The organism is Nocardia acididurans, assembly GCF_016741815.1.
GTDB classification, from domain to species: Bacteria; Actinomycetota; Actinomycetes; order Mycobacteriales; family Mycobacteriaceae; genus Nocardia; species Nocardia acididurans.
On the sequence record NZ_JAERRJ010000015.1, the window covers coordinates 106,874 to 130,166 of the forward strand.

A 23,293-nucleotide genomic window follows, 5' to 3' on the forward strand; every position below is an offset into this window, starting at 1 on the left:
GGGTGTCATCCGGCCGTGCCATAGGCCCGCGTCGGCGTGACGCGGACGACGGCGCGGCGGTCGGTGACCATCGCGCGGCGGTAGTCGTCCCAGTTCTCGTGTTCGCCGCTGAGCGCGCGGTAGTAGGCGACCAGTTCATCCACCGTCGGATCGTCGACTTCCGTTGCTACGGGAGAGATTTCGGCGTCGCCCTCCAGGACGGCGTAGGCCCAGAAGTCGTCTCGGAGCACGTGCACGGCGGCCCAGGGCGCGCGCTGGATGTTGCGGTACTTGGCCCGGTCGGCGGTGACGGAGATGCGAATGATGCCGTCGTCGCCCACCCAGTGCAGCACATTGGACAGCTGCGGCCGCCCGTCGCGGCGCATGGTGGCGAGCACCGATTTGTGGTTGGTGCGAGCGAACGCGGTTGCTGTCGCGAGGTCCATATGTGGTGGAACCGGCGTCGCACCGCCGGTGTTCCCCCACGCGGGTACGAGCCCCGCCGCGGCCCGTACCCGCGACGCGGATCTGTGTCGGTGCCCTCTGGCAGGCTTGCCCTGTGGATGCGGTGACCTTCTCCGATGCGGCGGCCTTCGACGCCTGGCTCGAAGCCAATCACGGCGCCCCTGAGGGGGTGTGGATCCGCGTGGCCAAGCAGGGCTCGGGCATCCCCTCGATCACCAGTGACGAGATGGTCGACGTGGGCCTGTGCTGGGGCTGGATCTCGGGTCAGCGCAAGGGGCTGGACGCCCAGTACTACCTGCAGAAGTATGTCCCGCGCCGTCCGCGCAGCCACTGGTCCCAGGTGAACGTCGACAAGGTCGAACAGCTCACCGCCGCGGGCCGCATGCGCGCACCCGGCCTGGCCGAGGTCGCCGCCGCGCGGGCCGACGGCCGCTGGCAGGCCGCCTACCCCTCCCAGGCGACCTTCACCGTCCCGCCCGATCTGGCCGATGAGCTACGCCGCCACCCGGCCGCGGCCACCGCCTACGAGTCCCTGGATCGCACTCGTCAATACGCGATCGTCCTGGAACTCCTGCGCGCCCGAACCGACCGGGCCCGTGCCACCCGCCTCGCGAAAGCCCTCTCAGCCCTCGAAACTCGCTGAGCCGCGAGGGCTGCGACGCGATGTCGGCCGCCCTCAGCCCAGCCGCACAGGCAGCGAGCGGAGCCCGCGCAGGACAGGGCTTTGGATGCGGGCCGGTACTCCCGCGCGGGTGAGCCCGGGGGCCTGCGCGGCCAGGGCCTCGAGGGCGATGCGGGCTTCCAGCCGGGCCAGGGCATTGGCGATGCAGTAGTGGATGCCTGTGCCGAAGGCCAAGTGGCCGTTGGTTTTCCGGCCGGGCAGGAATTCGTCCGGGCTTTCCCAGTGGCCCGGGTCGCGGTGCGCCGAATCAGATTGCGCCAGCTGGTGAGCAGGATGAGCGACCCGCGTGCGATGAGCGTGAGCTCGGCCTCCAGATTCCCCAGCGACAGCATCGGCGCGAGCGCGAATCCGGCTTCGGCGGTGGTGATGGCGCGTTCCACGGCCGCCGACAGCACCTGCTCCTTGGACCCGAAGTGCGCGTAGAGCGCCCCGGAGTGCGGCGACAGCCCGGCCGCCGCCTCGATGGCCGCCGTGTCGCGCAGCAGGTTCCAGTGGCGGCCGCGAACTCGTCCGAAACCCGCTTCCCGGCATGCCGGAAAATCGCTCGCTTATGCGCGCGACGTGCGGGAATGTCGCGCGGGAGTGTCGGTGGCCTCGGCTACTGTGCTTGGTGTGAGCGAATCGGGCATCGAGATCACCCCGGCGAGTGGGGACGAGCGCGTCGAGTGGCAGCAGCTGGCCGAGGAGGTGCGCGACCACCAGTTCCGGTACTACGTGCGGGACGCGCCGATCATCACCGACGGCGAATTCGACGAGCTGTTCCAGAAGCTGGTCGGCCTGGAGGAGGCGCATCCGGATCTACGCACCCCCGATTCGCCGACCCAGGTCGTCGGCGGCGGTTTCACCACCGAGTTCGCGCCGGTGGATCATCTCGAGCGGATGTACTCGCTCGACAATGTCTTCAGCGAGGACGAGATGCGGCAGTGGATCAGCCGCGTCGAGGCCGACACCGGCACCGATATCCACTACGTGTGCGAGGTGAAGATCGACGGTGTCGCCCTCAACCTCGTCTACCAGGACGGCAAACTGGTGCGTGGCGCCACCCGCGGCGACGGCCGCACGGGTGAGGACGTCACGCTCAACGCCCGCACCATCGAGGACATCCCGCATGTGCTGAAGCCCAGCGGCGAGTTCCCGATCCCGAAGCTGCTGGAGGTGCGCGGCGAAGCCTTCATGACGCTGGAGGATTTCGAGGCGCTCAATGCCTCGATCGTCGCGGAAGGCAAACCGCCGTACGCGAATCCGCGCAATACGGCGGCGGGCTCGCTGCGGCAGAAGGACCCCGCGGTCACCGCGCGCCGCAAGCTGAAGATGATCTGCCACGGTTTCGGGCGGATCGAGGGCTGGGCTCCCGAATCGCAGTACGAGGCGTATCGGGCGCTGGCGGCGTGGGGTCTGCCGGTGTCGGCGCACACCATTCGGGTGCAGGGCGCGGACGCGGTGGTCGAGCGCATCGCCTACTGGGGTCAGCACCGCCACGATATCGAGCACGAGATCGACGGCCAGGTCATCAAGGTCGACGAGTTCTCGCTGCAGCGCCGGCTCGGCGCGACCTCGCGGGCCCCGCGCTGGGCCATCGCGTACAAGTACCCGCCGGAGGAGGCCACCACCAAACTCCTCGATATTCAGGTGAATGTCGGTCGTACCGGCCGGGTTACGCCGTTCGCGGTCATGGCGCCCGTGACGGTCGCGGGCTCCACGGTGGCCATGGCCACCCTGCACAATGCCGCCGAGGTGAAGCGCAAGGGCGTGCTCATCGGCGATACCGTCACCATCCGCAAGGCCGGTGACGTGATCCCGGAGGTGCTCGGCCCGGTGGTGGATGCCCGCACCGGCGCGGAACGCGAATTCGTCATGCCCACCCACTGCCCCGAGTGCGGCACCGAACTCGCCCCGGAGAAGGAGGGCGACGCCGATATCCGCTGCCCGAACCAGCAGTTCTGTCCGGCGCAGTTGCGTGAGCGCGTCTTCCACGTGGCGGGCCGCGGCGCGTTCGATATCGAGGCGCTCGGCTACGAGGCTGCCATCGATCTGCTCAAGTCCAATGCCATCGGCGACGAGGGTGACCTGTTCTCTCTCGACGAGCAAACCCTGCTCACCACAACGCTGTTCACCAACAAGAGCGGCACCCTCTCGCAGAACGGCAAGCGCCTGCTCGCCAATCTCGAAGCGGCCAGGGACCGTCCGCTGTGGCGGGTCCTGGTGGCCCTGTCGATTCGGCACGTGGGCCCCACGGCCGCAAGGGCTTTGGCCTCGGCCTTCGGCAGTATGGACCGTATTCGCGCGGCCTCCGCCGAGGAACTCGCCGCCACCGACGGCGTCGGCCCGACCATCGCCGCCGCCGTGGCCGAATGGTTCACCGTCGCATGGCATCTCGATATCGTCGACAAGTGGACGGCCGCGGGCGTGCGCATGGAGGACGAGCGCGACGAATCCATCGAACGCAATCTCGAGGGCCTGTCCATCGTGGTGACGGGCTCCCTGGTCGACTTCACTCGCGACGGCGCGAAGGAGGCCATCCTCGTTCGCGGCGGCAAGGCCGCGAGTTCGGTCTCGAAGAAGACGGCGTTCGTGGTCATCGGCGAGGCCCCGGGTTCCAAGGCCGCCAAGGCCGAGGAGCTGGGCGTCCCGATTCTCGACGAGGCCGGATTCAAGAAGCTCCTGGACGAAGGTCCGGAGGCGATGCGGTAGCCCGGCACGGTGCGCCGAGGTGGGAATGGCCTGCCCCGGCGCACCGTTGGCGGGTATCGAATGGTGTTGGGGGACAGGGATGGAGCTGTGGTGACTGTTGGTGAGAACACACGCGTCGAGATCCGGGACGCGACCCCGGCGGACTATGCCGCCATCGGCGAGCTGACCGTCGAGGTCTATGTGGGAGAGGGGCATGTGGACCCGCAGAGCCTGTACGTCGCCGAGCTCGCCGACACGGCCGCCCGTGCGGAATCCGCGCAGATTCTGGTGGCCGTCCACAATGGTTCGATCATCGGCTCGCTCACGGTGGCCCGCCCCGGCACTCCTTTCGCCGATATCGCCCACCCCGGCGAACTCGAATTCCGCATGCTCGCGGTCTCGAAGCAGGCGCGCGGCCTCGGGGTGGGTTCCGCGCTGATCCGCCGGGTCATCGACACGGCCCGCGCCGAATCCTTCGACGCCGTGGTCCTCACCACCATGCCCACCATGCAGGACGCCCGTCGCCTCTACGACCGCCTGGGTTTCACCCACACCCCCCATCGCGACTGGAAAACGATGGCGGGCACCCCCCTCACCGTGATGCGCCTGGCAACCTCATGATCGAGCAGCTGGGTCAGGCGAGTGCGCCGCTGATGCAGGAGCTGTCGGCGCGGTAGGTGGGGGCGGGACGGGGGTCGGTGCCGAAGTTCCACTGGGAGATGGATTCGGTGGGCTTCCAGACCAGAGTGCCGTTCTTGGTCGCCACCACCTGCTGGATGTCGGCGGCGCCGTCGATGAGCTGCGTGCCCACGCACCGGTCGGTGTAGGTGGTGCCGGGCTGGCGGGCTCCGGCGCTGAACCTGCCGGCGGGGTCGCTGTCCGCACCGGGGTTGGCCACCGTGCTCGCGTTGGCGGTGGGGCCGGTGGGGAACCAATACGGTTGGCCCGCCTGGGTTCCGCAGCGGTAGTTGGTGCCGCCTGCCGAGATCGCCGCGTCCGGGGCGAAAGCCTGTCCCGCCCACAGGCATACGGACGGCTGGGCCGCGGCCGCGGTGCCCGTGCTGAGGGGAAGCCCGGCGACGATCAGGCCCGCTATCGCCACGGGCGCGAGCGCGGCGAGCCGACGGCGGCGTGTGCGCGCGGGGATGGAACCGGGAGCCTGCGGCGTCTGCGGGCGCGGAGCTGTGTGGTCGGCCGTCTGGAGCCGCGGGTGCGGGGTGATCGGGGTCTGGGGTGCGAGGTCCATGGGGAGGTGCTCCGTTACTCGGCGTTTCAGCACTGGGCGGCGTGGGGGCGGCAGACGGTCCAGCCGGAGCCGTCGTCGCGGGTTACGGGTTGCCAGGTGGCGGAGCTGTTGCCCTCGTCGGATATGCGCGGTGCGGATTGCGGTGGGGGAGTGCGGCTTTCGCGCAGGGCAGCGCGGTGCTCGTTCTGCCGCAGCGGGTTCGAGTCGGTGTGGCTGTAACCGTACGGGTCGATCTTGTGGATGCCGGTGGTGTCACCGCCGGTGTGGCCGTTGAGTTCCGGGGTGCCCAGCCGGTTGTTGCCGCCCGTCGAACTGGTGGTGGTCTCCCCGGCGCGGGAAAGTGATTCGGCCGCAGCGGGTCCGGCGGCGATGGTGGCTGCGGCGGTCATGCCCACCAGCGGCAGGACGGTGCGGAACAGGTGCCGGGTGCGGGGTGTCGGGTTCGATCGGGTGTGCGTCATGGCGTCGTTGCCTCTCCGCTCATCGGAGTGCTCTCGTGCACTCATCTACGTAGTTAGACCGTAGTCATCTACGTAGATGAATAGTAGAAGAATTCACTGAGAATGCTTGAAGAGTCGGCGAATCCGCAGCTGAAAGCGCTAGGGCCGGTGTGAAAGCTCACACCGGCCCTAGCGGAAACTGTGAAAAACGTGTGGGACTCAGCCCAGAACCGTGGCGATTATTCCGGCCAGATACCCCAGCCGCGCCACCTCCGACGGCCGGAACTCCGGCCCGCCCGGACGGCCCAGCAGCAGCACCTTGCCGGAGTTGCCCAGCGGCGCGGCGGCCAGCTTGGTGTCCATGTCCTTCCAGAGCTGCGGCACCCAATCGCCTTCGGCGTCAAGGACGGACGGCTTCTCCAGCGGCATCCACGGCGCGGACCCGGCCTGCGTGGACGGCGCGCTCTGACTGCCCACCACCCGGTAGGCCTCACCCGACGCGCCGATGTCGATCACGGTGCTCCAGCCGACCCGCAGCACCCGGGGCACGCCGTCGACGAGTACCTGCAGGCGATCGTCGCGCGCATTGGCCACCTGATCGATGAGCTCCAGCTCGCGGTGGGTGTCGAGCATGCCGGAGTACGGCCGCAGCGAATCCACCTGGACATCGTGCAGCGATTCGGCCGCCGTGATCAGGGTGTCGGGCAGGGCCCCGGAGGGTACCTCCACCACGATGTCGTCGATCGCGAATCCGTCCCCGCGTTCGACGACATCCAGCGAAAGGATGTCGGCGCCCACGGAACCCAGCGCGAGTGCGAGCGAACCGAGACTCCCTGGGCGATCAGGAAGTTGCACGCGAAGCAGGTAAGACACGTGCCTTCCTTCCTTTCCTTGTGCGACCGAAACTTCCGGACGATTACCCGAGTGAAGCAATACTTACACCCTCGGGAGACGGTTATCGAATCGAGCCGATCCGTGTGACGCAGGCCACTTCTCGCGCGTGCCCACTATCGATGATGCCAGGTGTGACCGACATCCGCCCCCGGCGGCCCGGCCCCTCCCGCCGGGCGCGGCGCCGGCCCTGCGCAGGGCTGCGGACGGTCGCGCCGACGCCGCCCACTAGGCTGTCGGGTGGCCGAATCTCCACGCTCGAACCATAGGAAGGGGTCCCGCGGTGCCCGCCATCTCCAGGGACGAGGTCGCACACCTCGCCCGGCTGTCCCGGCTCGCTCTGACCGACGAGGAACTGGATCTGTACGCCGGTCAGCTGGATTCCATCCTGACCCACGTCGCCCAGATCTCCGAGGTCGCCGCCGCCGACGTCGCTGCCACCGCCGCCCCGAATCCGGCGACCAATGTGACCCGCCCGGACGTGGTCGTGCCGGGCCTGACTCCGGACCAGGCGCTGGCGCAGGCGCCCGCCGTCGAGGAGCAGCGGTTCATGGTTCCGCAGATTCTGGGAGAGGGCGAATGACCGACCTGACCAAGCTCTCCGCGGCCGATCTCGCGGAGAAGATCCACGCGCGCGAGGTGTCCTCGGTCGAGGTCACCGAGGCGCACATCCAGCGCATCGCCGAGGTCGACGGGGAGATCAACGCCTTCCTGCACGTCGCCGGCGAACAGGCGCTCGTGACCGCCGCCGAGGTGGACCGCAAGATCGCCGCGGGCACCGTGGACTCCGCGCTCGCGGGTGTTCCGTTGGCGCTCAAGGATGTTTTCACCACCACGGATATGCCGACCACCTGCGGGTCGAAGATCCTCGAGGGCTGGGTCGCGCCCTACGACGCGACGCTCACCACCAAGCTGCGCGACGCGGGCATCCCGATTCTCGGCAAGACCAATATGGACGAGTTCGCCATGGGGTCCTCCACCGAGAACTCGGCGTACGGCCCGACCCGAAACCCGTGGGATACCAGCCGGATTCCCGGCGGCTCGGGCGGCGGCTCGGCGGCCGCGCTGGCGTCGTACCAGGCTCCGCTGGCCATCGGCACCGATACCGGCGGCTCGATCCGCCAGCCCGCCGCGGTCACCGCGACCGTCGGCACCAAGCCGACCTACGGCACCGTCTCCCGCTACGGCCTGGTGGCCTGTGCGTCCTCGCTCGATCAGGGTGGCCCCTGTGGCCGCACCGTGCTGGACACCGCGCTGCTGCACGAGGTCATCGCCGGATACGACCCGCGCGACTCCACCTCCCGCAATGTGCCGGTGCCGCCGGTGGTCGCCGCCGCGCGCGAAGGCGCACAGGGTGATCTGCGCGGCGTGAAGGTCGGCGTGGTGAAGGAACTGCACTCCGACTCCTACCAGCCGGGTGTGCTCTCCTCTTTCGACGCCGCCGTCGCGCAGTTGAAGGATCTGGGTGCGGAAGTCATCGAAGTGTCCTGCCCGCACTTCGAATACGCGCTGCCCGCGTACTACCTGATCCTGCCGTCCGAGGTGTCCTCGAACCTCGCGCGTTTCGACGCCATGCGTTACGGCCTGCGCGTCGGTGACGACGGTTCGCATTCGGCCGAGCAGGTCATGTCGCTCACCCGCGAGGCCGGATTCGGTCCGGAGGTCAAGCGCCGCATCATGATCGGCACCTACGCGCTGTCGGCCGGGTACTACGACGCCTACTACGGTCAGGCGCTCAAGGTCCGCACGCTCATCGCGCAGGATTACGACCGCGCCTACGAGCAGGTCGACGTGCTGGTCTCGCCGACCAGCCCGTTCACGCCGTGGAAGCTGGGCGAGAAGGTCAACGATCCGCTGGCCATGTACCTGTCCGACCTGTGCACGCTGCCGACCAACCTGGCCGGGCACTGCGCCATGTCGGTGCCGTCGGGGCTCAGCGCCGACGACGGGATGCCGGTGGGTCTGCAGATCATGGCTCCGGCGCTGGCCGACGACCGGCTGTACAAGGTCGGCGCGGCGTACGAGGCGGCGCGCGGCGCTATCGCCTGAGAAGCTTTGCGAGCGAACCCCTTCCGCCGGTCGGCGGGAGGGGTTCGCTGTTTCCGGGGGAGGGGTGGCGCGGCGGCGGCACGGAGACAAATTCGGCCATTCAGGATAAATGCATCTCAAATTGACGTAAGGGTCGGTATCGCGGCTGCGAGCGATCTCCTACGCCGGTAGGCTGCACTCTGTTTGGAATTGGGCGAGGGGATCATGTTGCAGCACGGCGAAGTCTTCGCGGGCTATGTCATCGAACGCGAACTCGGCCGTGGCGGAATGGGATCGGTGTACGCCGCCCGTCACCCCCGGCTGCCTCGGCTCACCGCGCTGAAACTGCTGCACCGCGACATGTTCGGTGATCACGAGACCCGGCTGCGCTTCGAACGCGAGGCCGATGTGGTGGCCCAGCTCGACCATCCCAACATCATCACCGTCTTCGACCGCGGCGCTGAGGGCGATCAGCTCTGGATCGCCATGCAGTACGTCGACGGCACCGACTGCGCCTCCCTGGATCCCCGGGATCTCGCGCCCGAGCGCGCCGCGGACATCATGGTGCAGACCGCCGCCGCCCTCGACTACGCGCACAGCAAAGGCGTGCTGCACCGCGATGTGAAGCCCGCCAACATCCTGCTGTCGCATACCGCCGGAACCGGTTCGGGCTTCCGAGAACGCGTACTGCTCAGCGACTTCGGCATCGCCCGTGTACTGGACGGCACGGCCGGGCTCACCCGCACCGGCACGCTCAACGCCACCCTGGCCTTCGCCTCACCCGAGCAGCTCACCGCCTCGGAGCTCGATCACCGCTCCGATCAATACTCGTTGGCCTGCACGCTGTTCCGGCTGCTCACCGGGCGCGGGCCGTTCGACGCGGGCAATCTCACCGCCGTCATGCTCGGCCACATCCAGCGGCCGCCGCCCGCCGCCAGCACCCTGCGCGGCGATCTGCCGCCCGGCCTGGACGCGGTGCTCATGCGGGCCATGGCAAAGAATCGTGCGGACCGCTTCGCCTCCTGCAGCGAATTCGCCGAGGCGGCACGGGAAGCCGTGGCGGGCAGCCGGACGCCCGTGGGATTCGGCGGCGCGACGGGATTCGCCCACGCCCCGGGGGCGACCGCGGGCTACACCGCCGGGCCCGCCGCGACCCGGGGATACACGCATGGGTCGGGCGTCGATCCGGACTACACGTACGGACCGGTCTCCGCGCCGGGCTTCCCCTCCGCCGCCCCGCTCACGCCACCGCCCGCCACCACGGTCGCACCGGTGCACACCGGACCGGCCGTCCGCGCGGAATCACCCGTGGGACCGGCGATCGCGCTGGACACCGTGCACGGCTGCCTGCTCGGCGGCGCGGTCGGCGACGCGCTGGGCGCACCCGTCGAAGCCACCTCCGTGCAGAACATCCAGCAGTGGTACGGGGTGCGCGGGGTGACCGGGGATCGGGACTCGTACAAGGGCGAGATCTCCGACGAAACCCAGCTCACCCTGTTCACCGTCGAGGGCCTGATTCGCAGCCGGTTGCGGGCGCGCGCCAAGGGCATCGGCGACGCGCCCCTCGGCATGATCCAGGCGAGCCTGCTGGTCTGGCTGGAGGGCCAGGGTGTCGAGATCACCGAGCAGCCCCTGCGCCTGCACAGCAGCCTGCGCGAATACCGCGAGCTGATGAGCTACCGGGGACCGAGCAATGCCGCGACCTCGGTGCTGAAGCGCGTCGCGGATCAGCGGAAGCCGTTCGCGCTGCTGGGAACTCGCGGCAATCCGGTCAACGACTCCAAGGGGTGCGCCGCCGTGGTGCGGGCCGCGCCGTTCGGGTTCAGCACCGAATCGCTGGAGGCCGCCTTCGAATTGGGCTGTGACGCCGCCGCCATCACGCACGGTCATCCCAGCGGTCAGCTGCCCGCGGGCGTGCAGGCCGCCCTCGTCTTCGGGCTCGCGCACGGCCAGGATCTGCGCACCGCCCTCGACGGGGCGCGCGGCGAACTGGAGCGGCAGCGCGACCACGAGGAGACCTCCCGGGCGCTGGCCGCGGCCGTCCAGCTCGCGCGGGACTCCGCCCGGCACGGGCGTCCCATGCCGACACCCGACATCCTGCAGCGGCTCGGCAACGGGCTGGTCGGGCCGGAGGCGCTGGCCATCGCGGTCTACTCGGCGCTGTGCGCGGACACCGTCGGCGGGACGCCGGAGCAGATCTTCCGCAATGGAGTCCTGCTGTCGGTCAACCACTCCGGTGACAGCGACTCCACCGCGGCCGTCTGCGGTGCGCTGCTCGGCACCCTGCTCGGGGTGGCGGCCGTCCCCGACGAATGGCGCAGCGGATTGGACGCCGCCGCCATCGTCGAACGCCTCGCCACCGACTTCTGCAAGGAGTACGGTCCCAACCCGCCGCACGACAAGTCCGGCCATCCGACCGCCAACTGGCTCGCGCGCTACCTGGGCTGACCGGGCGACTCCGTCGCCGCGGCGCAACCGCTGCGGGCGGTTCGGCGTGCCCGGTAGGCTGCAACCTGTTTCGAAGTGCTAGGGGATCGGGGATGGTACGACGCGGGGAGATCTTCGCCGGATATCGCATAGAACGCGAAGTGGGTCGCGGGGGGATGGGGTCGGTATTCGTTGCCCGGGATCCGCGGCTGCCGCGCTGGATCGCGCTGAAACTGCTGCATCGGGAGATGTTCGGGGACACCGAGACACGCAAGCGTTTCGAACTCGAGGCCGAGGTGATCGCGCAACTCGACCACCCGAACGTGATCACCGTGCACGATCGGGGCTGCGAGGACGATCAGCTGTGGATCGCCATGCAGTACGTGAACGGGACCGACTGCCAGACCTTGGAACCCGAGGACGTCTCACCGGAGCGGGCGGTGCAGATCATCCTGCAGACCGCCGCCGCACTGGATTACGCGCACGGCAAAGGGATCCTGCACCGGGATGTGAAGCCCGCCAACATTCTGCTGTCCGCCACCGCCGGATTCGGGTTCAACGAACGCGTCCTGCTGACCGATTTCGGGATCGCGCGCGTGCTGGGCGCTTCGGCGCACCAGCGGCTCACCACCACCGGGAAATTGAACGCCACCCTGGCGTACGCGTCGCCGGAACAGTTGACGGCCGAGCAGCTGGATCACCGATCTGATCAATATTCGCTGGCGTGCACGCTTTTTCGGCTGCTGACCGGGCGGGCTCCGTTCGAGTCACCGATGGTGGGGGCGGTGGTGCTGGGGCACGTCCAGGCGCAGCCGCCGGCGGTGACCTCGCTGCGCGCGGGACTGCCGACGCGCCTGGACGAGGTGCTGGCGCGGGCGCTGGCCAAGAAGCCGCAGGAACGATACGGCTCGTGCACCGAATTCGCGGAGGCGGCGTGGGAGGCCATCAGGACGCCCGTCGCCGCGGGTGCGGATCGGCGGCCGCCGACCTGGCCGGAGCGGGTGCACGGCGCTCTGCTGGGCGGGGCCGTCGGTGACGCGCTCGGCGCGCCCGTGGAGACCATGCTGTTGCGAAATATTCAGCAGCGCTTCGGGATCCAGGGCGTGAACGGCGATCCGGACCTGTATCGGGGCAGGATCTCCGACGAAACGCAGATGACGCTGTTCACCACCGAGGCGCTGATCCGCGGTTCGGTGCGGGTGCGCAGCTCGATGCACGCGCGGGCGCGTGGACTCGGAGTCGCCGCCACCGGGCTGATCCAGGAGAGCCTGCTGGTGTGGCTGGGCGGGCAGGGGATCGCTGTTGCCGCACAACCGTATCCCTTGCGCAGCAGCCTCACCATGTATCCGGAACTCATGTCCTATCGGGGGCCGACGCATGCGACGGTGTCCGCCATGGAGCGGGTGGCGGCGCTGCGGCGGCCGGGTATCGCGCTGGGTACCCGGGAGCAGCCGATCAACGACTCCAAAGGGTGTGCGGCCGTGGTGCGCTCGGCGCCCTGCGGATTCGCGCGATCGATGGCCGAGGCGTTCGAATTGGGTTGCGACTCAGGGGCGCTCACGCACGGCAATCCCAGCGGCTGGCTGCCCGCGGGCGTCTTCGCCGCCACGGTGTTCGGGCTGTCGGCCGGGCTGGAGCTGCGTGCGGCGCTCGAGCAGGCGCGGATCGAACTCGTCCGGCACGACGGGCACGAGGAGACGGCGGCGGCGCTCGACGCCGCCGTCCGGCTGGCCGGGGAGCAGGCCGTGGCCGGGGGGCCGATGCCCGAGCCGGACAGTCTGGAGGCGCTCGGGTACGGGGTGATCGGCACCGAGGCGCTGGCCATCGCGGTCTACTCGGCGCTGTGCGCGGAGGTGATCGGCGGCGCGGACGAGCAGGTGTTCCGCAATGGAGTGCTGTTGTCGGTCAACCACTCCGGGGACAGCGACGCCACCGGATCACTGTGTGGGGCGCTGCTCGGGGCCCGGCTGGGTGTGCGGGCCGTCCCGGAGCGGTGGCGGACGCCGTTGGACGCGACCGCGGTCATCGAGCGGTTGAGCACCGACTTCTGCCGGGAATTCGGGGACCATCCGCCGCAGGACGCGGACGGTGTGCCGCCGGACGAATGGTATGCCCGGTATCCGGGGTGAATCACTGGGCGGCACACCGAGTCTCGGCTCACGCGCATCGCCTCAGCAGGTGCCGAGCGCGGTGCCCTGATCGGTGCCGTAGCGGTGCCCGTGGCCGGGCGGGGCATCCAGGGCGGCGAGCAGATCCGCCGAGGTCTGAACGAAGCTCACCACCGGAAGCCACTGCGGCACCGGCGCATCGGGCCGCGTGTCGCCGAGGTCGGGGGCCTTCCACAGCAGTGACGGCGACCAGTGCACCACCGGATCCGAGGCGTTCGCGAGCACCGTCGCGCCCGCGCGGTGCGCCGCATTGCCGGGCGGTCCCGCCCACAGCGCCGCACAGCTGCGCCGGTCCTGGTCGGCGTCGTCGGCGAAGACCGAACTGCCGCCCAGCGCGCCCAGGCTCTGCCCGTAGATGTACAGCTTCGGCGGCTGCGACATTCGCGAAAGACGTTCCTCCAGAGCGGTATACAGTGCGCGCGCGGACTCCTCGGCGGCCTTGCGTCTGAAGATGAACGTCACCCAGCTGGGCGCGTTGGAATACTGCAACCCGACCACAGCCACATCCCCGCCGAATCGTTCGTCGATCCCCATGGCGGCGCTGCCGTCGATCCACCCCGAACCGGTCGGCACCGCCACCACCAGATGCCGCCGCTGCAACCCGCCCGACCGCTCCAGTTCGCGAATCGCCAGCTCCACTCGCGCGTCCAGGTTCGGCGCGGAATGCAATCCCACGTAGACCCGCACCGCCCGCGCGGGCTCACCCGCCACGAACCTGCGCCCCTGCGACCCCAGCGTCGACCACACCGCCCCCGACTCGGGGCTGCCCGAACGGGTCGGTGAAACCGGCTGCACCACAGCCGGATCCATGTAGGCGTCGGCCGAAGCATAGGCGGCCTGCCGCCAATCGACGACAGCCGGGACCAGCATGAAATGCCCCGTCAGCGCGAGCACGGTGCCCGTCGCCACGGCCCGCGCCCGCCCCAATCGCCGGACAGCCCAGCGGATTCCGTGGCAGATCCCCACCACGGCTCCCACCAGGAGCAGCGCACCGATCAGCCATCGAATCCAGTACCCGGGACCGATCGGGGAAACCCCCATCGCCTCCCGCAACCGGTTCTGCCATCGGGTGGCGAGTACACCCGCACCCACGACCAGCAGCGCCGCACCCGTGAACACCGGGACTCGGAATCGTCCCGACCCGGTGCCGAAACGTGTGCGGCCCAGAATAATTCGCGTGCCTGCCGCGGCTGCCAGTCCCAGCAGCACCAAGAGTCCGGTCAGTACCGCCTGCGCGGAAGGCGTGCGGGGCAGCAGTCCGGGAGCCAGCGAAACCAGGCACGCCACGGTGATCGCGATGCTGGTCCCGGAACGCGGAACCGCCGACCGGATCCGTTGTGCGGCACTGGCTTTCCTGCGCTCGGACTGTGGTCGCGCTGTGACCCGCCGCTCCTGCGTCGTCTCCCCGGGCAGGTCGGTCCATTCGTACTGCGCCGCAGCGGTATTCGATTCGATGATGCTCATCGGTCCCCCTCCTGGTTGGTGCGACGGCGGGCGACGACCGCGCGGAGCAGGCCGAGCGTCAGGGTCGCGGCGGCTGCCAGCAGGGCAAGGCGCAGCGGCTGATTCGTGTCGTCGTCGGATTTCGCGAAGGTGGCCTCGTGCACGGGGACGCCGTAGCTCTGGCGGATGGAGTTCAAATCCACGGCGGCGGTGGCGATGCTGGCCATCATCTGGCACCCGGCGCGTGACACCGCGCCGGGGCGGGCCTCGCAGGACTCGTGCATGCGCTGCTCCAGGGCGGCGTCGATGGATTGCCGAGCCCAGGGGCCCAGCGGCTGGCCCTGCTCGGCGGCGTAGCGCAGCAGGTCGTAGCCGAGATCGTGGGCCTTGCAGGCCAGATCGAATTCGGCGGGCAGGGTGATGGGGGAGGAGCAGTCGCCGTTGGGGTTCACCAGGACGCCGTTCAACAGGGTCGGCTGGTAGCCCTCGACGAGCGCGAAATCGGCGGGGACCAAGGTCGTATCCACCTGTCCGGCAGTGAATTCCAGGACCGCGGTGCGGGCGGCGGCGTTCTCCTGCAGCGGAGTTCCGATCTCGGCGGCTCCGGCCGCGGGGGAGAAGACCACCGCGGTGGACAGGACGAGGGTCGCGGCGGCAGCCAGCAGGCCCAGACGACGGGCGGCGGTGTGCGGCGCGATGGCGTGGTCGGCCGCGGGGGAGACCGGGTGGGCAGCCGGGGCGGCTGGGGGCGTGGTGCCCGGAACGGACGGGAACGCTCTCATGCCGGTTGACGCTAGGAATCGGGCTTCGACCGGGGCCTCACGCTGCGGGGCCGTTCCGGTGTGGGCGGGCGGGGCTACCGGGGCGTCCGGCCCCATACCGGGGTAGGGGGTGGGAGATCAACCGGGCGTATGAGGTGTCGGCGGCGTTCGTTCTCTACCGTCGAGGGCATGGTCGGTACTTTGGTGACGCATGCGCGTCGGTCGAAGGCGCGAATCTGGTTCGACGTCTTCACAGTGGTGGTCGCGATCGTCTTCATCTCGGTCGCGTGGCCCACGCTGCACCTCACCCACGAGGTGTCGCCGCCCGCCCAGCCGCTGATCGCGGGCCTGGCGGCCTTCCCCATCCTGCTGATCCGCGTGAATCCCGCACTGGGATGGGCGGTTTCGGCCGGCTCGGCGCTCCTGGTCGCCCTCGCGATCCCGAACACCCCCGACAACAACATCCCCTTCCAGGTAGTGCACATCCTCTGCCTGTTCGCCCTGCTGTTCTCGGTGGCGATCACCGCTCCCATGCAGATAGTCCTGGTCGCCTGGCTCTCCACGGCCCTGCTGTTCGGCACCACCGTGTCCTCCCAGGGCGACTCCTTCGCCACCGCGGGCATGGGCTGGCCCCTGGCCATCACCGCCCTGGTCATGTTCGGCCTCCTCGTCCGCTGGCTCGTGGTCCAGCGCCGCGAACTGGCCAAACAATCCGAGGAAACCGAACTCGAACGCGCCCGCCGCACCATCCTCGAGGAAAAAGCCCGCATAGCCCGCGACCTGCACGACGTGGTCGCCCACCACATGTCCATGGTCGTGGTCCAAGCCCAAACCGCCCCCTACCGCATCGCCGACCTCTCCCCGGAAGCCACAGCGGAATTCGAATCCATAGGGGTAGGGGCCCGAGCCGCCCTCAACGAAATCCGCGGCCTCCTCGGCGTCCTCCGCAGCGACGGCCAACTCCCCGAACACGCCCCCCAACCCACCGCCGCCGACGTCCTCACCCTCCTGGAGGGTGCCCTCCGAGCCGGCGTCCCCATCTCCTGGACCCTCGACGGCGACCTCGAAACCATCCCCGAAACCACCGGCCTGGCCCTCTACCGCATAGTCCAGGAATCCCTCGCCAACGCCTCCCGCCACGCCCAGGGCGCCCCGGTGAAGGTCGAACTCACCGCCGCCACAGCCCTCACTCTGGTGGTAACCAACGGCCACCCCCTGACCCCCCGCACCGACCAATCAACCACCGGTGGCAGCGGCATAGCAGGCATGCAATCCCGAGCCCAAGCCGTAGGCGGCACCCTCACCGCCATCCCCCTCCCCGACGGCGGCTTCGAAGTCCGAGCCCAACTCCCCCTCACCGCCGAGGTACTTCAGCCGAGCTGACCAATGGGCGAAGAATCACTGAGCCTAGCTATTAAGCTCTGCTCCAATTTCCGCGAGTTCGCCATCATTTGAGATGCCAACCCAAACTGGTCCGCAACGCAGAACGGAAGAAGATCTGTGGTCGGTGAAGAACAGTCGTAGAGAGTTCTGGTCAGTCCACATGCCGAGATTCTCCTCGGCATCTGCAACTGACCCATGGCGAAGATTGCTCGATGCCGCCGTAGATTCGGAAACCCAATAACTACGATCGATCAGGGGCGCAGAGCAGGAAGGGATATCTCCGGTCCCGGATATATCTGGGAATTCTTGGGTGGACGGCGGCGATATGAGTACGATGAAGGAAACCAGCATTCCCGTGTGCAAGTCCAGTTTCAGCTCGATTTCGCCGCCAGCCGTTCCGGACACTCGCAAGTAGATCAGATCGGCTGACGGGCGTGGAAGCCAGGTGGCCTTCATGGGAACCCACGGGTCGTGTTCCACGGCTGCCTCGTCGCAACTGGCGTGACCGATTACTTTAACCATTGCTCCTCCGAATCAACCCCGATACAGGGCATGGACTACCACTGGTAGTTGTCCGGCTTCTCGGGGCGCCCCAAACTTGAGTTCCCAGCCGCCGACCGTCTGTAGTTGATCATAGACCAGGCCACCGCCGCGTCCAGCTTCATCGATTGCCGCTTGAAGGCTTTTCATCTGGACCTGAGTTACCAGATCCAATTGAGATTTGACATCGCCGCGGCTGTCCATATGTTGAAGATATTCGGCCATGTGCTCGGTGGCATTGCCATGAACCCATACTCGAGTTTCTCCGGCTTGCATCTCGAAGGACCGTGGCAGCTCTGTGCTGGGGTAGTTGTCTTGCGTGGCCTTAATATCATCCCAGAATTTGTCATCTCTTACATAGGGCCCCTCGGCCTTAACTCTGTTCCACGCATTCCGCAGCTTCTCGACGAGTTTGGTGCTTAGGTCTTTTACACGCTGGATGGTTTCTTTAGTTTTCGTTGTGATGCGCTTGACTTCGACGGCGGTGCGGAGTTTGGCCGCTTGGGTCGCCTTCTTGATGAGATCGGCGAATTTGTCGATGATCTTGGCGACGCTGGCTGCGGTTTTTGCCGCCACCGCTGCGGCACCGACGCCGAAACTGACGCATGACACGAGGACCGAGATTGCAAGGTTGACTGCGACTTCTATGGCGATCTCGGCCGCTAGGTCTCTGAGCAGTTGTTCCAGGTCTTTGCGGAGATCGTCGTGGGCGGTTTTCTGGTCGCTGCAGGATTGGGACATTTCGCCGTAGGCGCCGGCGAGGTCGGAGGCTGCTGTTTTGAGTTCGCGGAGGTCTTCGTCGATGAAGTTGGCGTCGGGGGAGGTGACCTGTTCGAACATGGCTGCGGCGCGTTCGAGTTCGGTGGCGACGGCGGTGACCGAGGCGTGGGTGGCCATGGCGTTCCACAGTTCGGTGGCTCGGTTGAGTTTGGCGGTGTCGCCGTCGGGGATGGGGATACCGACTTTGGCGGCGAGTTCGAGGCCGTCGTCGACGATGCCTCGGCCGTCGCCGCCGGCCGAGGTGGGGAGGGTGAAGATCAGTTGGTCGATGCCGCCGGTGAAGGCCGGGTTCAGGGTCGGCTGTTGGGGTTCGGGGACTCCGGCGGCAGCGTCGTGGTCGGCTAGGGCGTGGTTGTAGCCGGCCTGGTTGAGGACCTGGGCATAGCCGTCCAGGGCCAGGACCATGTCCAACGACATCTTCCAGAGGTCTTGGGCTTGGGCGTCGTAGGAGTCGGCCCAGATTTTGCCGTCGCCGACGCTGCCTGCCATGCCGGAGGTTTCCCGCAGCGAGTAGAACCCGCCCTGGAACACCGCCATCAGACCGGAGGCGGCGTTGTTGCAGGCGGTGGCGGCGTCGTAGTAGGCCTGCGGGGCGACGTCCAGGACCGTCACGAGGAGGCTCCGCCGCGGCCGAGCATGTCCAGATTGGTGGCCACGGCCTCGGTGTAGCGCTGGTGGGCGGCGGCCGCTGCGGCTCGCATGGCGTCGATGCCCTCGGAGACGTCCTGTGCGCCGGTGAGCCACTGTTTGAAGGCGTCGTCCGCGGCAACTGCCGACGGGCCCGACCAGCTTGCTTGCACGGCGGTGGTGCGCTGTTGGATGCCGGTGAGGCTGTCGTTGAGGAAGCCGACGAATCCGGCTACGCGCGCGGTGATGTTGTCGAGCTCGGTCAGATCGACCCGGAATGGTTCGGCCATAAGCTTTTTCCTCCCCCTGGAGAACTACGGAAGATCGAGTGAGCTGATGTTCGTGGTCCACGCCGCGTCGAGCTGGGTGTGCGCGTCGGCGGTGACACCCAGGAGTTCAGCCAGCGTTTTCAGCGAATCCAGGACGGTTTGGGCTCCTTGGCGGGCTTCGTCCCAGCCGGCGCGGTAGGCGGTTGCCGAGACGCCGGTCCAGCCCTCCAGCAGATTGTTCACCTCGGTGTCGAGCGTGCGGACGGCGTCGACCAGCTCCGCGGCGGTCAACTGCACATAGCGGCCCGCATCGGTTACCTCGGAAGGAACGACATCGAACGTTCCGTCTCCCTGCGCCACAGCGACCCCCTCGAAAACCTTGAACGCCGCGAATCTACCGCACGCCCGGCGCGACGCCGGACATGGCAATATCGGTTGGGTGCGTGAGGCGGGACTATGGCGATAACGGTGTTGATCGCCGATGACCAGGCGATGGTGCGGGCCGGGTTCGGGGCGCTGCTGGGTGCGCAGACCGATATCTCGGTGATCGGGGATGCGCCAGACGGGAAAACCGCTGTGGCGGAGGCCAAGCGGTTGCGGCCGGATGTGGTGCTCATGGATGTGCGCATGCCGGAGATGAACGGGCTGGACGCGGCCAAAGCCATTCTGTCGGCGGGGTTCGATCCGCCGGTGCGGGTGCTCATGCTGACCACGTTCGATATCGACGACTACGTGTACGAGGCGCTGACCATCGGAGCGAGCGGGTTTCTGCTGAAGGACGCGCCCGCCGAGGAGCTGGTGCGGGCGGTGCGGGTGGTGGCGGCCGGGGATGCGCTGCTGGCCCCCACGGTGACGCGTCGGCTCATCGCGGATGTGACGCGGCGGCGGAACCGGCGCGCGCCCGCGCCCGCGCTGGAGGTGCTGACGCCTCGGGAGCGGGAAGTGCTCGAGCTCGTGGCGCGCGGAATGTCCAATGCGGAGATCGCCGAGACCCTGTTCGTGGCGGAACAGACCGTGAAGACCCATGTTTCGAAGGTTTTCGCCAAACTGAATCTGCGCGACCGTGCGCAGGCGGTGGTGCTCGCCTATGAATCCGGCCTGGTGACACCCGGGTAATTCGGCGGTTCATATGGGCATTCGGCGCGGTACGCTTGCGGACTTGAACGTCACCGGAAGGGGGTCGTGGTGCTGAATAGCGGTGACGTGTTCGCCGGGTTCACCATCGAACGGCTACTCGGACAGGGCGGGATGGGATCGGTGTATCTCGCCCGCCATCCCCGGCTGGGCAAGCTGACCGCGTTGAAGCTGCTGAACCGGGAGTTGGTCGCGGATCGGGAGATTCGGGCGCGGTTCGATCGCGAGGCCGATCTGGTGGCGCAGCTCGATCATCCGAGCATTGTGGAGATCTACGATCGCGGCGTCGAGGACGGCATGATGTGGATCTCCATGCAGTTCATCGACGGGGTGGACGCGGCGAGCGTGGATGTCACGCAGCTGCCGCCGGATCGGGCCGTGCAGATCATCGAAGGGGTCGCGGCCGCACTGGATTACGCGCACGCCATGGGCGTGCTGCATCGGGATGTGAAGCCCGCCAACATTATTCTGGCGCGCGCGGTGGCCGGGCACGGAGAACGCGTATTCCTCACCGACTTCGGCATCGCCCGCCTGCGCGAGGACTCCACGCATCTCACCCAGACCGGCATGTTCACCGCCACCCTCGCCTACGCCAGCCCCGAGCAGATGACCGGCGGCCACCTCGACCACACCTCCGACCAGTACTCCCTGGCCTGCGCCCTGTACTGGCTGCTCATCGGCGCGGGCCCCTTCGACTCCCCGCATCCCGCCGAACTCATCCGCGGCCACCTGCAACTCCTCCCGCCCCCCGTGAGCCTGCGCCGCCCCGGCCTCACCCCCGCCATGGACGCGGTGCTCACCAAGGGCATGGCCAAACGCGCCATCGACCGCTTCCCCTCCTGCACCGACTTCGCCAAGGCCGCCCGGCGCGCCCTCACCGCCCCCGCGCCCACCGTCCAAATCCCCTCGCCGCCACAGCAATCCCGCACATCCGGACCCACCTACCGCCCCAACCCGGCGGCCCCGCAGCCTCCGGGCTACGCTCCGCCGAACTATGCCCCACAGGCCTATCCGGCCGCGCCCTACCCGCCCCAGGCCAACCAGCCCGGCTATCCGCCGCAGGCGTACCCGCCGCCGGGCTACGCGCCGCTCCAGGTGCCGCCGCCGGGTTACGTTGCGCCGCAACAGCCCCAGCCCGCACCTGTGCAGCCGGGGCCCGTGCAGCAGCCCCAGCAGGGACCTCCTCAGCCCGCGGCGCCTCCGCGCGTGCCCGCCGGTGCGCCGCATCAGCCTGCGAATGCTCCATCGCCGCAGGCTGTTTCGCCCGTGCATGCGGATCCGGCCGTCGAGGTGGGCGAAGGCTCCACCGACGTCTATCCGATAGACGCACAACAGGATTCGCCCGACCCCGATGAATCGGACACCACCGCGTATCCGATCGAGACACCGCCCGGCGCTGTTCCTGCGTCTACCGACGAGTCGGAACCGGGTGTGCGAGCAGGCAACCCGCGCAGCGCCGAGCCGGATTCCGATGTGGTCGAAGCTGTTTCGGATAGCCTGCCCGCCGCTGCAGGCGCGGCCGAGTCCCGCGAAGCCGAAGCGGATGCACCCGGCGCGCAGGCCCGCGAGGTCACGACCCTTCCGTCCGAGGAGGTCTCGGGCGCAGACACGCCCCGTCGCCCCGATATGACGGCCCCGTACCGGAAAGGCTCACTGAGCAAACGGGATTCAGGCCAGGCGCGAACGGGCGAGACCGCGTCACACCCGGATTCGCCCCCGCCCGCCGCCGACCCCGCAGGCAGTTCTCGAACGCCGAACGTCACCGTCGAACCGCAATCCGGTGCCGTCAGTGCCGCCGCACCCTCCGCGTCCGCGACTCCCGCCGTCGAAGGCTGGTCGGTACCCGGCGCGTCCGACAATACGGCCGCGCGCGTGCGACACCCCGAGTCCGGAGCCTTCGTGCCCACGGCAGGCGCGGGCTCCTCGGCAGACAACCGACCGAAATCCGATGGCCGCGAAGCCTCCCCCGCATCCGACACCGGTACCGCCGCACACGCGAAAGACGCTGCCGCAGTTGGAGCGGGAAGCGCTGCGGTCGCAAGCCCAGCGGGTGTTGCTCCTGCCGGGGCGGCGGGTACGGCGGCCGGAGTTGAAGGTCCTGCCGTCGCGGGTCCTGCCGGTGCCGGTCCTGTCGGGGTATCAGGTGCGACAGCTGGAGTCGAGAACCCTCCGGTTCCCGGTCCGGGGAGTGCCGCTCCCGCTGGGATGGCAAGTGCGACAGCTGAAGTCGAAGGCCCTGCGGCCGCCGATCCAGGAGGCGTCGCTACCGCCGGGGGAACCGGCACGACAGCCGCAGCCGGAGGTTCTTCAGCCGCCGAGCTCGGAGGTGCCTCCGCGGCGGGAGGCGTTGAGCCGGTCGGAGCGGGAGCCGTCTCGGTCTCGCCTGCCGAAAGCACTGCGGGGGAGGCGTATTGGGGTCGTGGTGCGGCGCTGTCCGGTGAAGGTTCCGGGGCGACGCCCGGGACGGGTGGCGGGTCGGCCGGACGGGGCTTCGCGACGGGGGAGATGCCTGCTTTCACGACCGGGGAGATGCCCGGGTTCGTTACCGGGGAGTTCGCGCCGTATCCGGGTGCGGTGCCGCCGGGCGTGCCGTATCCGGCTGGGCCGTACGGGAATGCGCCGGGGACGTTCGGACCACCGACGCCGCCGCGGGCGCAGCCTCGGGCGGATCGGCCGGGGATCGAGCAGTCGCAGGTGACGGCGCTGGTGGTGCTGGCGCTGGCCGTGGTGGTGCTGATCCTGCTCGTGGTGGTGGTACTCGCGCTGACGGGCTAGGGCCGCGCGCTGCGGGGTCCGCCGTACCGTCCCGGCTCGCGGCGCGATCGGGCGTGCCGCGAGCCGGGTAGCGCGGCGTCAGGGGGCGGCGCGGTCGTCGAGCACCATTTGCCCTGTGTCCACCAGGATTTGGCGGGCGCGGCGGCGGATGAGGCAGTTGTCGACCGTGCAGCACACGTGGATCTGCATGGCCTGATGAGCCTGCGGGAGGGTCAGGTCGCCGGGGTCTATGGTGCAGTCGAAGAGGTACATCATGGCTACCGCCGGGTGGTCAGCGCGGGTGTGCTGTGCGGGTGGCCCGGCGGTGGGTGGTGCTGCTGGTGGCGCGCTCACTCGCGCGCCGGGCACTCAGGCAAGCGTATCGCCCGGGCGCGGCGCAGAGCGTGGCATTCGTCGTCTCGGCAGTGACGGTGGATCTGTAGCACTTCGTGCGTGAGCTCCAGGGGCAGTTCGCCGGGATCTGTTGTGCAGTCCAAGATCAGCAGTGCGGATCCCATGATTCCTCGAAATGTTCCGTGCGGCTCCAAGGGGTGGGTGCGCCCGGCTCGGGGACGAGTGGGTCCAGAGGGTTCAGGGCTCCGGCTC

Annotated in this window: 23 protein-coding genes; 11 read left to right on the forward strand and 12 right to left on the reverse strand. The window is 68.6% G+C overall.

What is annotated here, in order from left to right:
* Window positions 1-5 precede the first annotated feature (5 nt).
* Window positions 6-425 (reverse strand): PPOX class F420-dependent oxidoreductase, encoded by a 420-nt coding sequence (locus tag JK358_RS33320; RefSeq protein WP_201955372.1) that lies wholly within the window; start codon window positions 423-425, stop codon window positions 6-8.
* A 113-nt stretch (window positions 426-538) separates the two neighbouring features.
* On the opposite strand from JK358_RS33320, the gene JK358_RS40515 reads away from it, so the two are divergent.
* Window positions 539-1,087, forward strand: coding sequence for a YdeI/OmpD-associated family protein (locus tag JK358_RS40515; protein WP_201955375.1), 549 nt, complete (start codon window positions 539-541; stop codon window positions 1,085-1,087).
* A 33-nt stretch (window positions 1,088-1,120) separates the two neighbouring features.
* Here the strand turns inward: JK358_RS40515 and JK358_RS39615 are convergent, their stop codons facing one another.
* On the reverse strand, window positions 1,121-1,387 hold the full coding sequence (locus JK358_RS39615; protein WP_232852361.1) for a cytochrome P450: 267 nt from the start codon (window positions 1,385-1,387) through the stop codon (window positions 1,121-1,123).
* A gap of 12 nt (window positions 1,388-1,399) precedes the next feature.
* Between JK358_RS39615 and JK358_RS39620 the strand changes: the two genes are divergently transcribed.
* From JK358_RS39620 to JK358_RS33340, 3 genes are all read left to right on the forward strand, one after another.
* Entirely contained in the window at window positions 1,400-1,549 is a 150-nt protein-coding gene (locus JK358_RS39620) for a hypothetical protein (RefSeq protein WP_232852374.1), read from the forward strand.
* Between the two features lie 189 nt (window positions 1,550-1,738).
* Window positions 1,739-3,817, forward strand: coding sequence for an NAD-dependent DNA ligase LigA (gene ligA, locus JK358_RS33335; RefSeq protein WP_201955381.1), 2,079 nt, complete (start codon window positions 1,739-1,741; stop codon window positions 3,815-3,817).
* A gap of 60 nt (window positions 3,818-3,877) precedes the next feature.
* Entirely contained in the window at window positions 3,878-4,417 is a 540-nt protein-coding gene (locus JK358_RS33340; RefSeq protein WP_201955396.1) for a GNAT family N-acetyltransferase, read from the forward strand.
* A gap of 13 nt (window positions 4,418-4,430) precedes the next feature.
* Here JK358_RS33340 and JK358_RS33345 read toward each other — a convergent pair whose 3' ends face one another.
* The 3 genes from JK358_RS33345 to JK358_RS33355 all read right to left on the reverse strand — a co-directional run bounded on the left by JK358_RS33345 (window position 4,431) and on the right by JK358_RS33355 (window position 6,355).
* Window positions 4,431-5,042, reverse strand: coding sequence for a hypothetical protein (locus tag JK358_RS33345; protein WP_201955399.1), 612 nt, complete (start codon window positions 5,040-5,042; stop codon window positions 4,431-4,433).
* A gap of 26 nt (window positions 5,043-5,068) precedes the next feature.
* Window positions 5,069-5,548, reverse strand: a complete 480-nt coding sequence (locus JK358_RS33350) for a hypothetical protein (protein ID WP_201955402.1) — start codon at window positions 5,546-5,548, stop codon at window positions 5,069-5,071.
* Between the two features lie 153 nt (window positions 5,549-5,701).
* Complete coding sequence (locus JK358_RS33355) at window positions 5,702-6,355, reverse strand: ACT domain-containing protein (protein ID WP_201955406.1); 654 nt, start codon at window positions 6,353-6,355, stop codon at window positions 5,702-5,704.
* Between the two features lie 301 nt (window positions 6,356-6,656).
* Between JK358_RS33355 and gatC the strand changes: the two genes are divergently transcribed.
* The 4 genes from gatC to JK358_RS33375 all read left to right on the forward strand — a co-directional run bounded on the left by gatC (window position 6,657) and on the right by JK358_RS33375 (window position 12,957).
* On the forward strand, window positions 6,657-6,956 hold the full coding sequence (gene gatC, locus JK358_RS33360; RefSeq protein WP_201955409.1) for an Asp-tRNA(Asn)/Glu-tRNA(Gln) amidotransferase subunit GatC: 300 nt from the start codon (window positions 6,657-6,659) through the stop codon (window positions 6,954-6,956).
* On the forward strand, window positions 6,953-8,422 hold the full coding sequence (gene gatA / locus JK358_RS33365; protein ID WP_201955412.1) for an Asp-tRNA(Asn)/Glu-tRNA(Gln) amidotransferase subunit GatA: 1,470 nt from the start codon (window positions 6,953-6,955) through the stop codon (window positions 8,420-8,422). Before gatC ends, gatA begins: the two co-directional genes overlap by 4 nt.
* 183 nt (window positions 8,423-8,605) lie before the next feature.
* A complete protein-coding gene (locus JK358_RS33370) occupies window positions 8,606-10,849 on the forward strand; it encodes an ADP-ribosylglycohydrolase family protein (RefSeq protein ID WP_232852336.1) in 2,244 nt (747 codons plus the stop codon).
* A 92-nt stretch (window positions 10,850-10,941) separates the two neighbouring features.
* Window positions 10,942-12,957: an ADP-ribosylglycohydrolase family protein gene (locus JK358_RS33375; protein ID WP_201955442.1), complete on the forward strand. Its 2,016-nt coding sequence runs from the start codon at window positions 10,942-10,944 to the stop codon at window positions 12,955-12,957.
* Between the two features lie 42 nt (window positions 12,958-12,999).
* Here JK358_RS33375 and JK358_RS33380 read toward each other — a convergent pair whose 3' ends face one another.
* Together JK358_RS33380 and JK358_RS33385 are read right to left on the reverse strand one after the other, a co-directional pair.
* Entirely contained in the window at window positions 13,000-14,460 is a 1,461-nt protein-coding gene (locus JK358_RS33380; RefSeq protein ID WP_201955446.1) for an alpha/beta-hydrolase family protein, read from the reverse strand.
* Window positions 14,457-15,221 carry a hypothetical protein gene (locus JK358_RS33385; RefSeq protein ID WP_232852337.1) on the reverse strand — a complete coding sequence of 255 codons (765 nt, stop codon included), beginning with the start codon at window positions 15,219-15,221 and terminating at the stop codon, window positions 14,457-14,459. Before JK358_RS33385 ends, JK358_RS33380 begins: the two co-directional genes overlap by 4 nt.
* Window positions 15,222-15,389: 168 nt before the next feature.
* On the opposite strand from JK358_RS33385, the gene JK358_RS33390 reads away from it, so the two are divergent.
* Window positions 15,390-16,583 (forward strand): sensor histidine kinase, encoded by a 1,194-nt coding sequence (locus JK358_RS33390; RefSeq protein ID WP_201955449.1) that lies wholly within the window; start codon window positions 15,390-15,392, stop codon window positions 16,581-16,583.
* Between the two features lie 24 nt (window positions 16,584-16,607).
* Here JK358_RS33390 and JK358_RS33395 read toward each other — a convergent pair whose 3' ends face one another.
* The 4 genes from JK358_RS33395 to JK358_RS33410 are packed head-to-tail and all read right to left on the reverse strand — an operon-like array spanning window position 16,608 to window position 19,159.
* Window positions 16,608-17,105 (reverse strand): hypothetical protein, encoded by a 498-nt coding sequence (locus JK358_RS33395; RefSeq protein ID WP_201955452.1) that lies wholly within the window; start codon window positions 17,103-17,105, stop codon window positions 16,608-16,610.
* Between the two features lie 12 nt (window positions 17,106-17,117).
* Entirely contained in the window at window positions 17,118-18,515 is a 1,398-nt protein-coding gene (locus JK358_RS33400) for a hypothetical protein (protein ID WP_201955454.1), read from the reverse strand.
* Entirely contained in the window at window positions 18,512-18,820 is a 309-nt protein-coding gene (locus JK358_RS33405; protein WP_201955457.1) for a WXG100 family type VII secretion target, read from the reverse strand. Before JK358_RS33405 ends, JK358_RS33400 begins: the two co-directional genes overlap by 4 nt.
* 24 nt (window positions 18,821-18,844) lie before the next feature.
* Window positions 18,845-19,159, reverse strand: a complete 315-nt coding sequence (locus JK358_RS33410) for a WXG100 family type VII secretion target (protein WP_201955460.1) — start codon at window positions 19,157-19,159, stop codon at window positions 18,845-18,847.
* 96 nt (window positions 19,160-19,255) lie between these two features.
* Between JK358_RS33410 and JK358_RS33415 the strand changes: the two genes are divergently transcribed.
* Both JK358_RS33415 and JK358_RS39625 read left to right on the forward strand, forming a co-directional pair.
* The gene (locus JK358_RS33415; RefSeq protein WP_201955462.1) at window positions 19,256-19,915 is read left to right on the forward strand and encodes a response regulator; all 660 of its coding nucleotides are present in this window, start codon (window positions 19,256-19,258) and stop codon (window positions 19,913-19,915) included.
* 66 nt (window positions 19,916-19,981) lie between these two features.
* Window positions 19,982-22,708: a serine/threonine-protein kinase gene (locus JK358_RS39625; protein WP_307817864.1), complete on the forward strand. Its 2,727-nt coding sequence runs from the start codon at window positions 19,982-19,984 to the stop codon at window positions 22,706-22,708.
* Window positions 22,709-22,786: 78 nt separating this feature from the next.
* On the opposite strand, the gene JK358_RS33425 is transcribed toward JK358_RS39625, so the two are convergent.
* Complete coding sequence (locus JK358_RS33425; protein ID WP_201955590.1) at window positions 22,787-23,056, reverse strand: hypothetical protein; 270 nt, start codon at window positions 23,054-23,056, stop codon at window positions 22,787-22,789.
* Between the last annotated feature and the right edge of the window lie 237 nt (window positions 23,057-23,293).

What these genes read in the sequence shown, in the direction of transcription:
- JK358_RS33320 (WP_201955372.1), bottom strand. Translation starts at nt 425, where the DNA reads ATGGACCTCGCGACAGCAACCGCGTTCGCTCGCACCAACCACAAATCG.
- JK358_RS39620 (WP_232852374.1), top strand. Translation starts at nt 1,400, where the DNA reads ATGAGCGACCCGCGTGCGATGAGCGTGAGCTCGGCCTCCAGATTCCCC.
- JK358_RS33340 (WP_201955396.1), top strand. Translation starts at nt 3,878, where the DNA reads ATGGTGTTGGGGGACAGGGATGGAGCTGTGGTGACTGTTGGTGAGAAC.
- JK358_RS33345 (WP_201955399.1), bottom strand. Translation starts at nt 5,042, where the DNA reads ATGGACCTCGCACCCCAGACCCCGATCACCCCGCACCCGCGGCTCCAG.
- JK358_RS33350 (WP_201955402.1), bottom strand. Translation starts at nt 5,548, where the DNA reads ATGAGTGCACGAGAGCACTCCGATGAGCGGAGAGGCAACGACGCCATG.
- gatA (WP_201955412.1), top strand. Translation starts at nt 6,953, where the DNA reads ATGACCGACCTGACCAAGCTCTCCGCGGCCGATCTCGCGGAGAAGATC.
- JK358_RS33375 (WP_201955442.1), top strand. Translation starts at nt 10,942, where the DNA reads ATGGTACGACGCGGGGAGATCTTCGCCGGATATCGCATAGAACGCGAA.
- JK358_RS33380 (WP_201955446.1), bottom strand. Translation starts at nt 14,460, where the DNA reads ATGAGCATCATCGAATCGAATACCGCTGCGGCGCAGTACGAATGGACC.
- JK358_RS33385 (WP_232852337.1), bottom strand. Translation starts at nt 15,221, where the DNA reads ATGAGAGCGTTCCCGTCCGTTCCGGGCACCACGCCCCCAGCCGCCCCG.
- JK358_RS33390 (WP_201955449.1), top strand. Translation starts at nt 15,390, where the DNA reads ATGGTCGGTACTTTGGTGACGCATGCGCGTCGGTCGAAGGCGCGAATC.
- JK358_RS33395 (WP_201955452.1), bottom strand. Translation starts at nt 17,105, where the DNA reads ATGGTTAAAGTAATCGGTCACGCCAGTTGCGACGAGGCAGCCGTGGAA.
- JK358_RS33405 (WP_201955457.1), bottom strand. Translation starts at nt 18,820, where the DNA reads ATGGCCGAACCATTCCGGGTCGATCTGACCGAGCTCGACAACATCACC.
- JK358_RS33415 (WP_201955462.1), top strand. Translation starts at nt 19,256, where the DNA reads ATGGCGATAACGGTGTTGATCGCCGATGACCAGGCGATGGTGCGGGCC.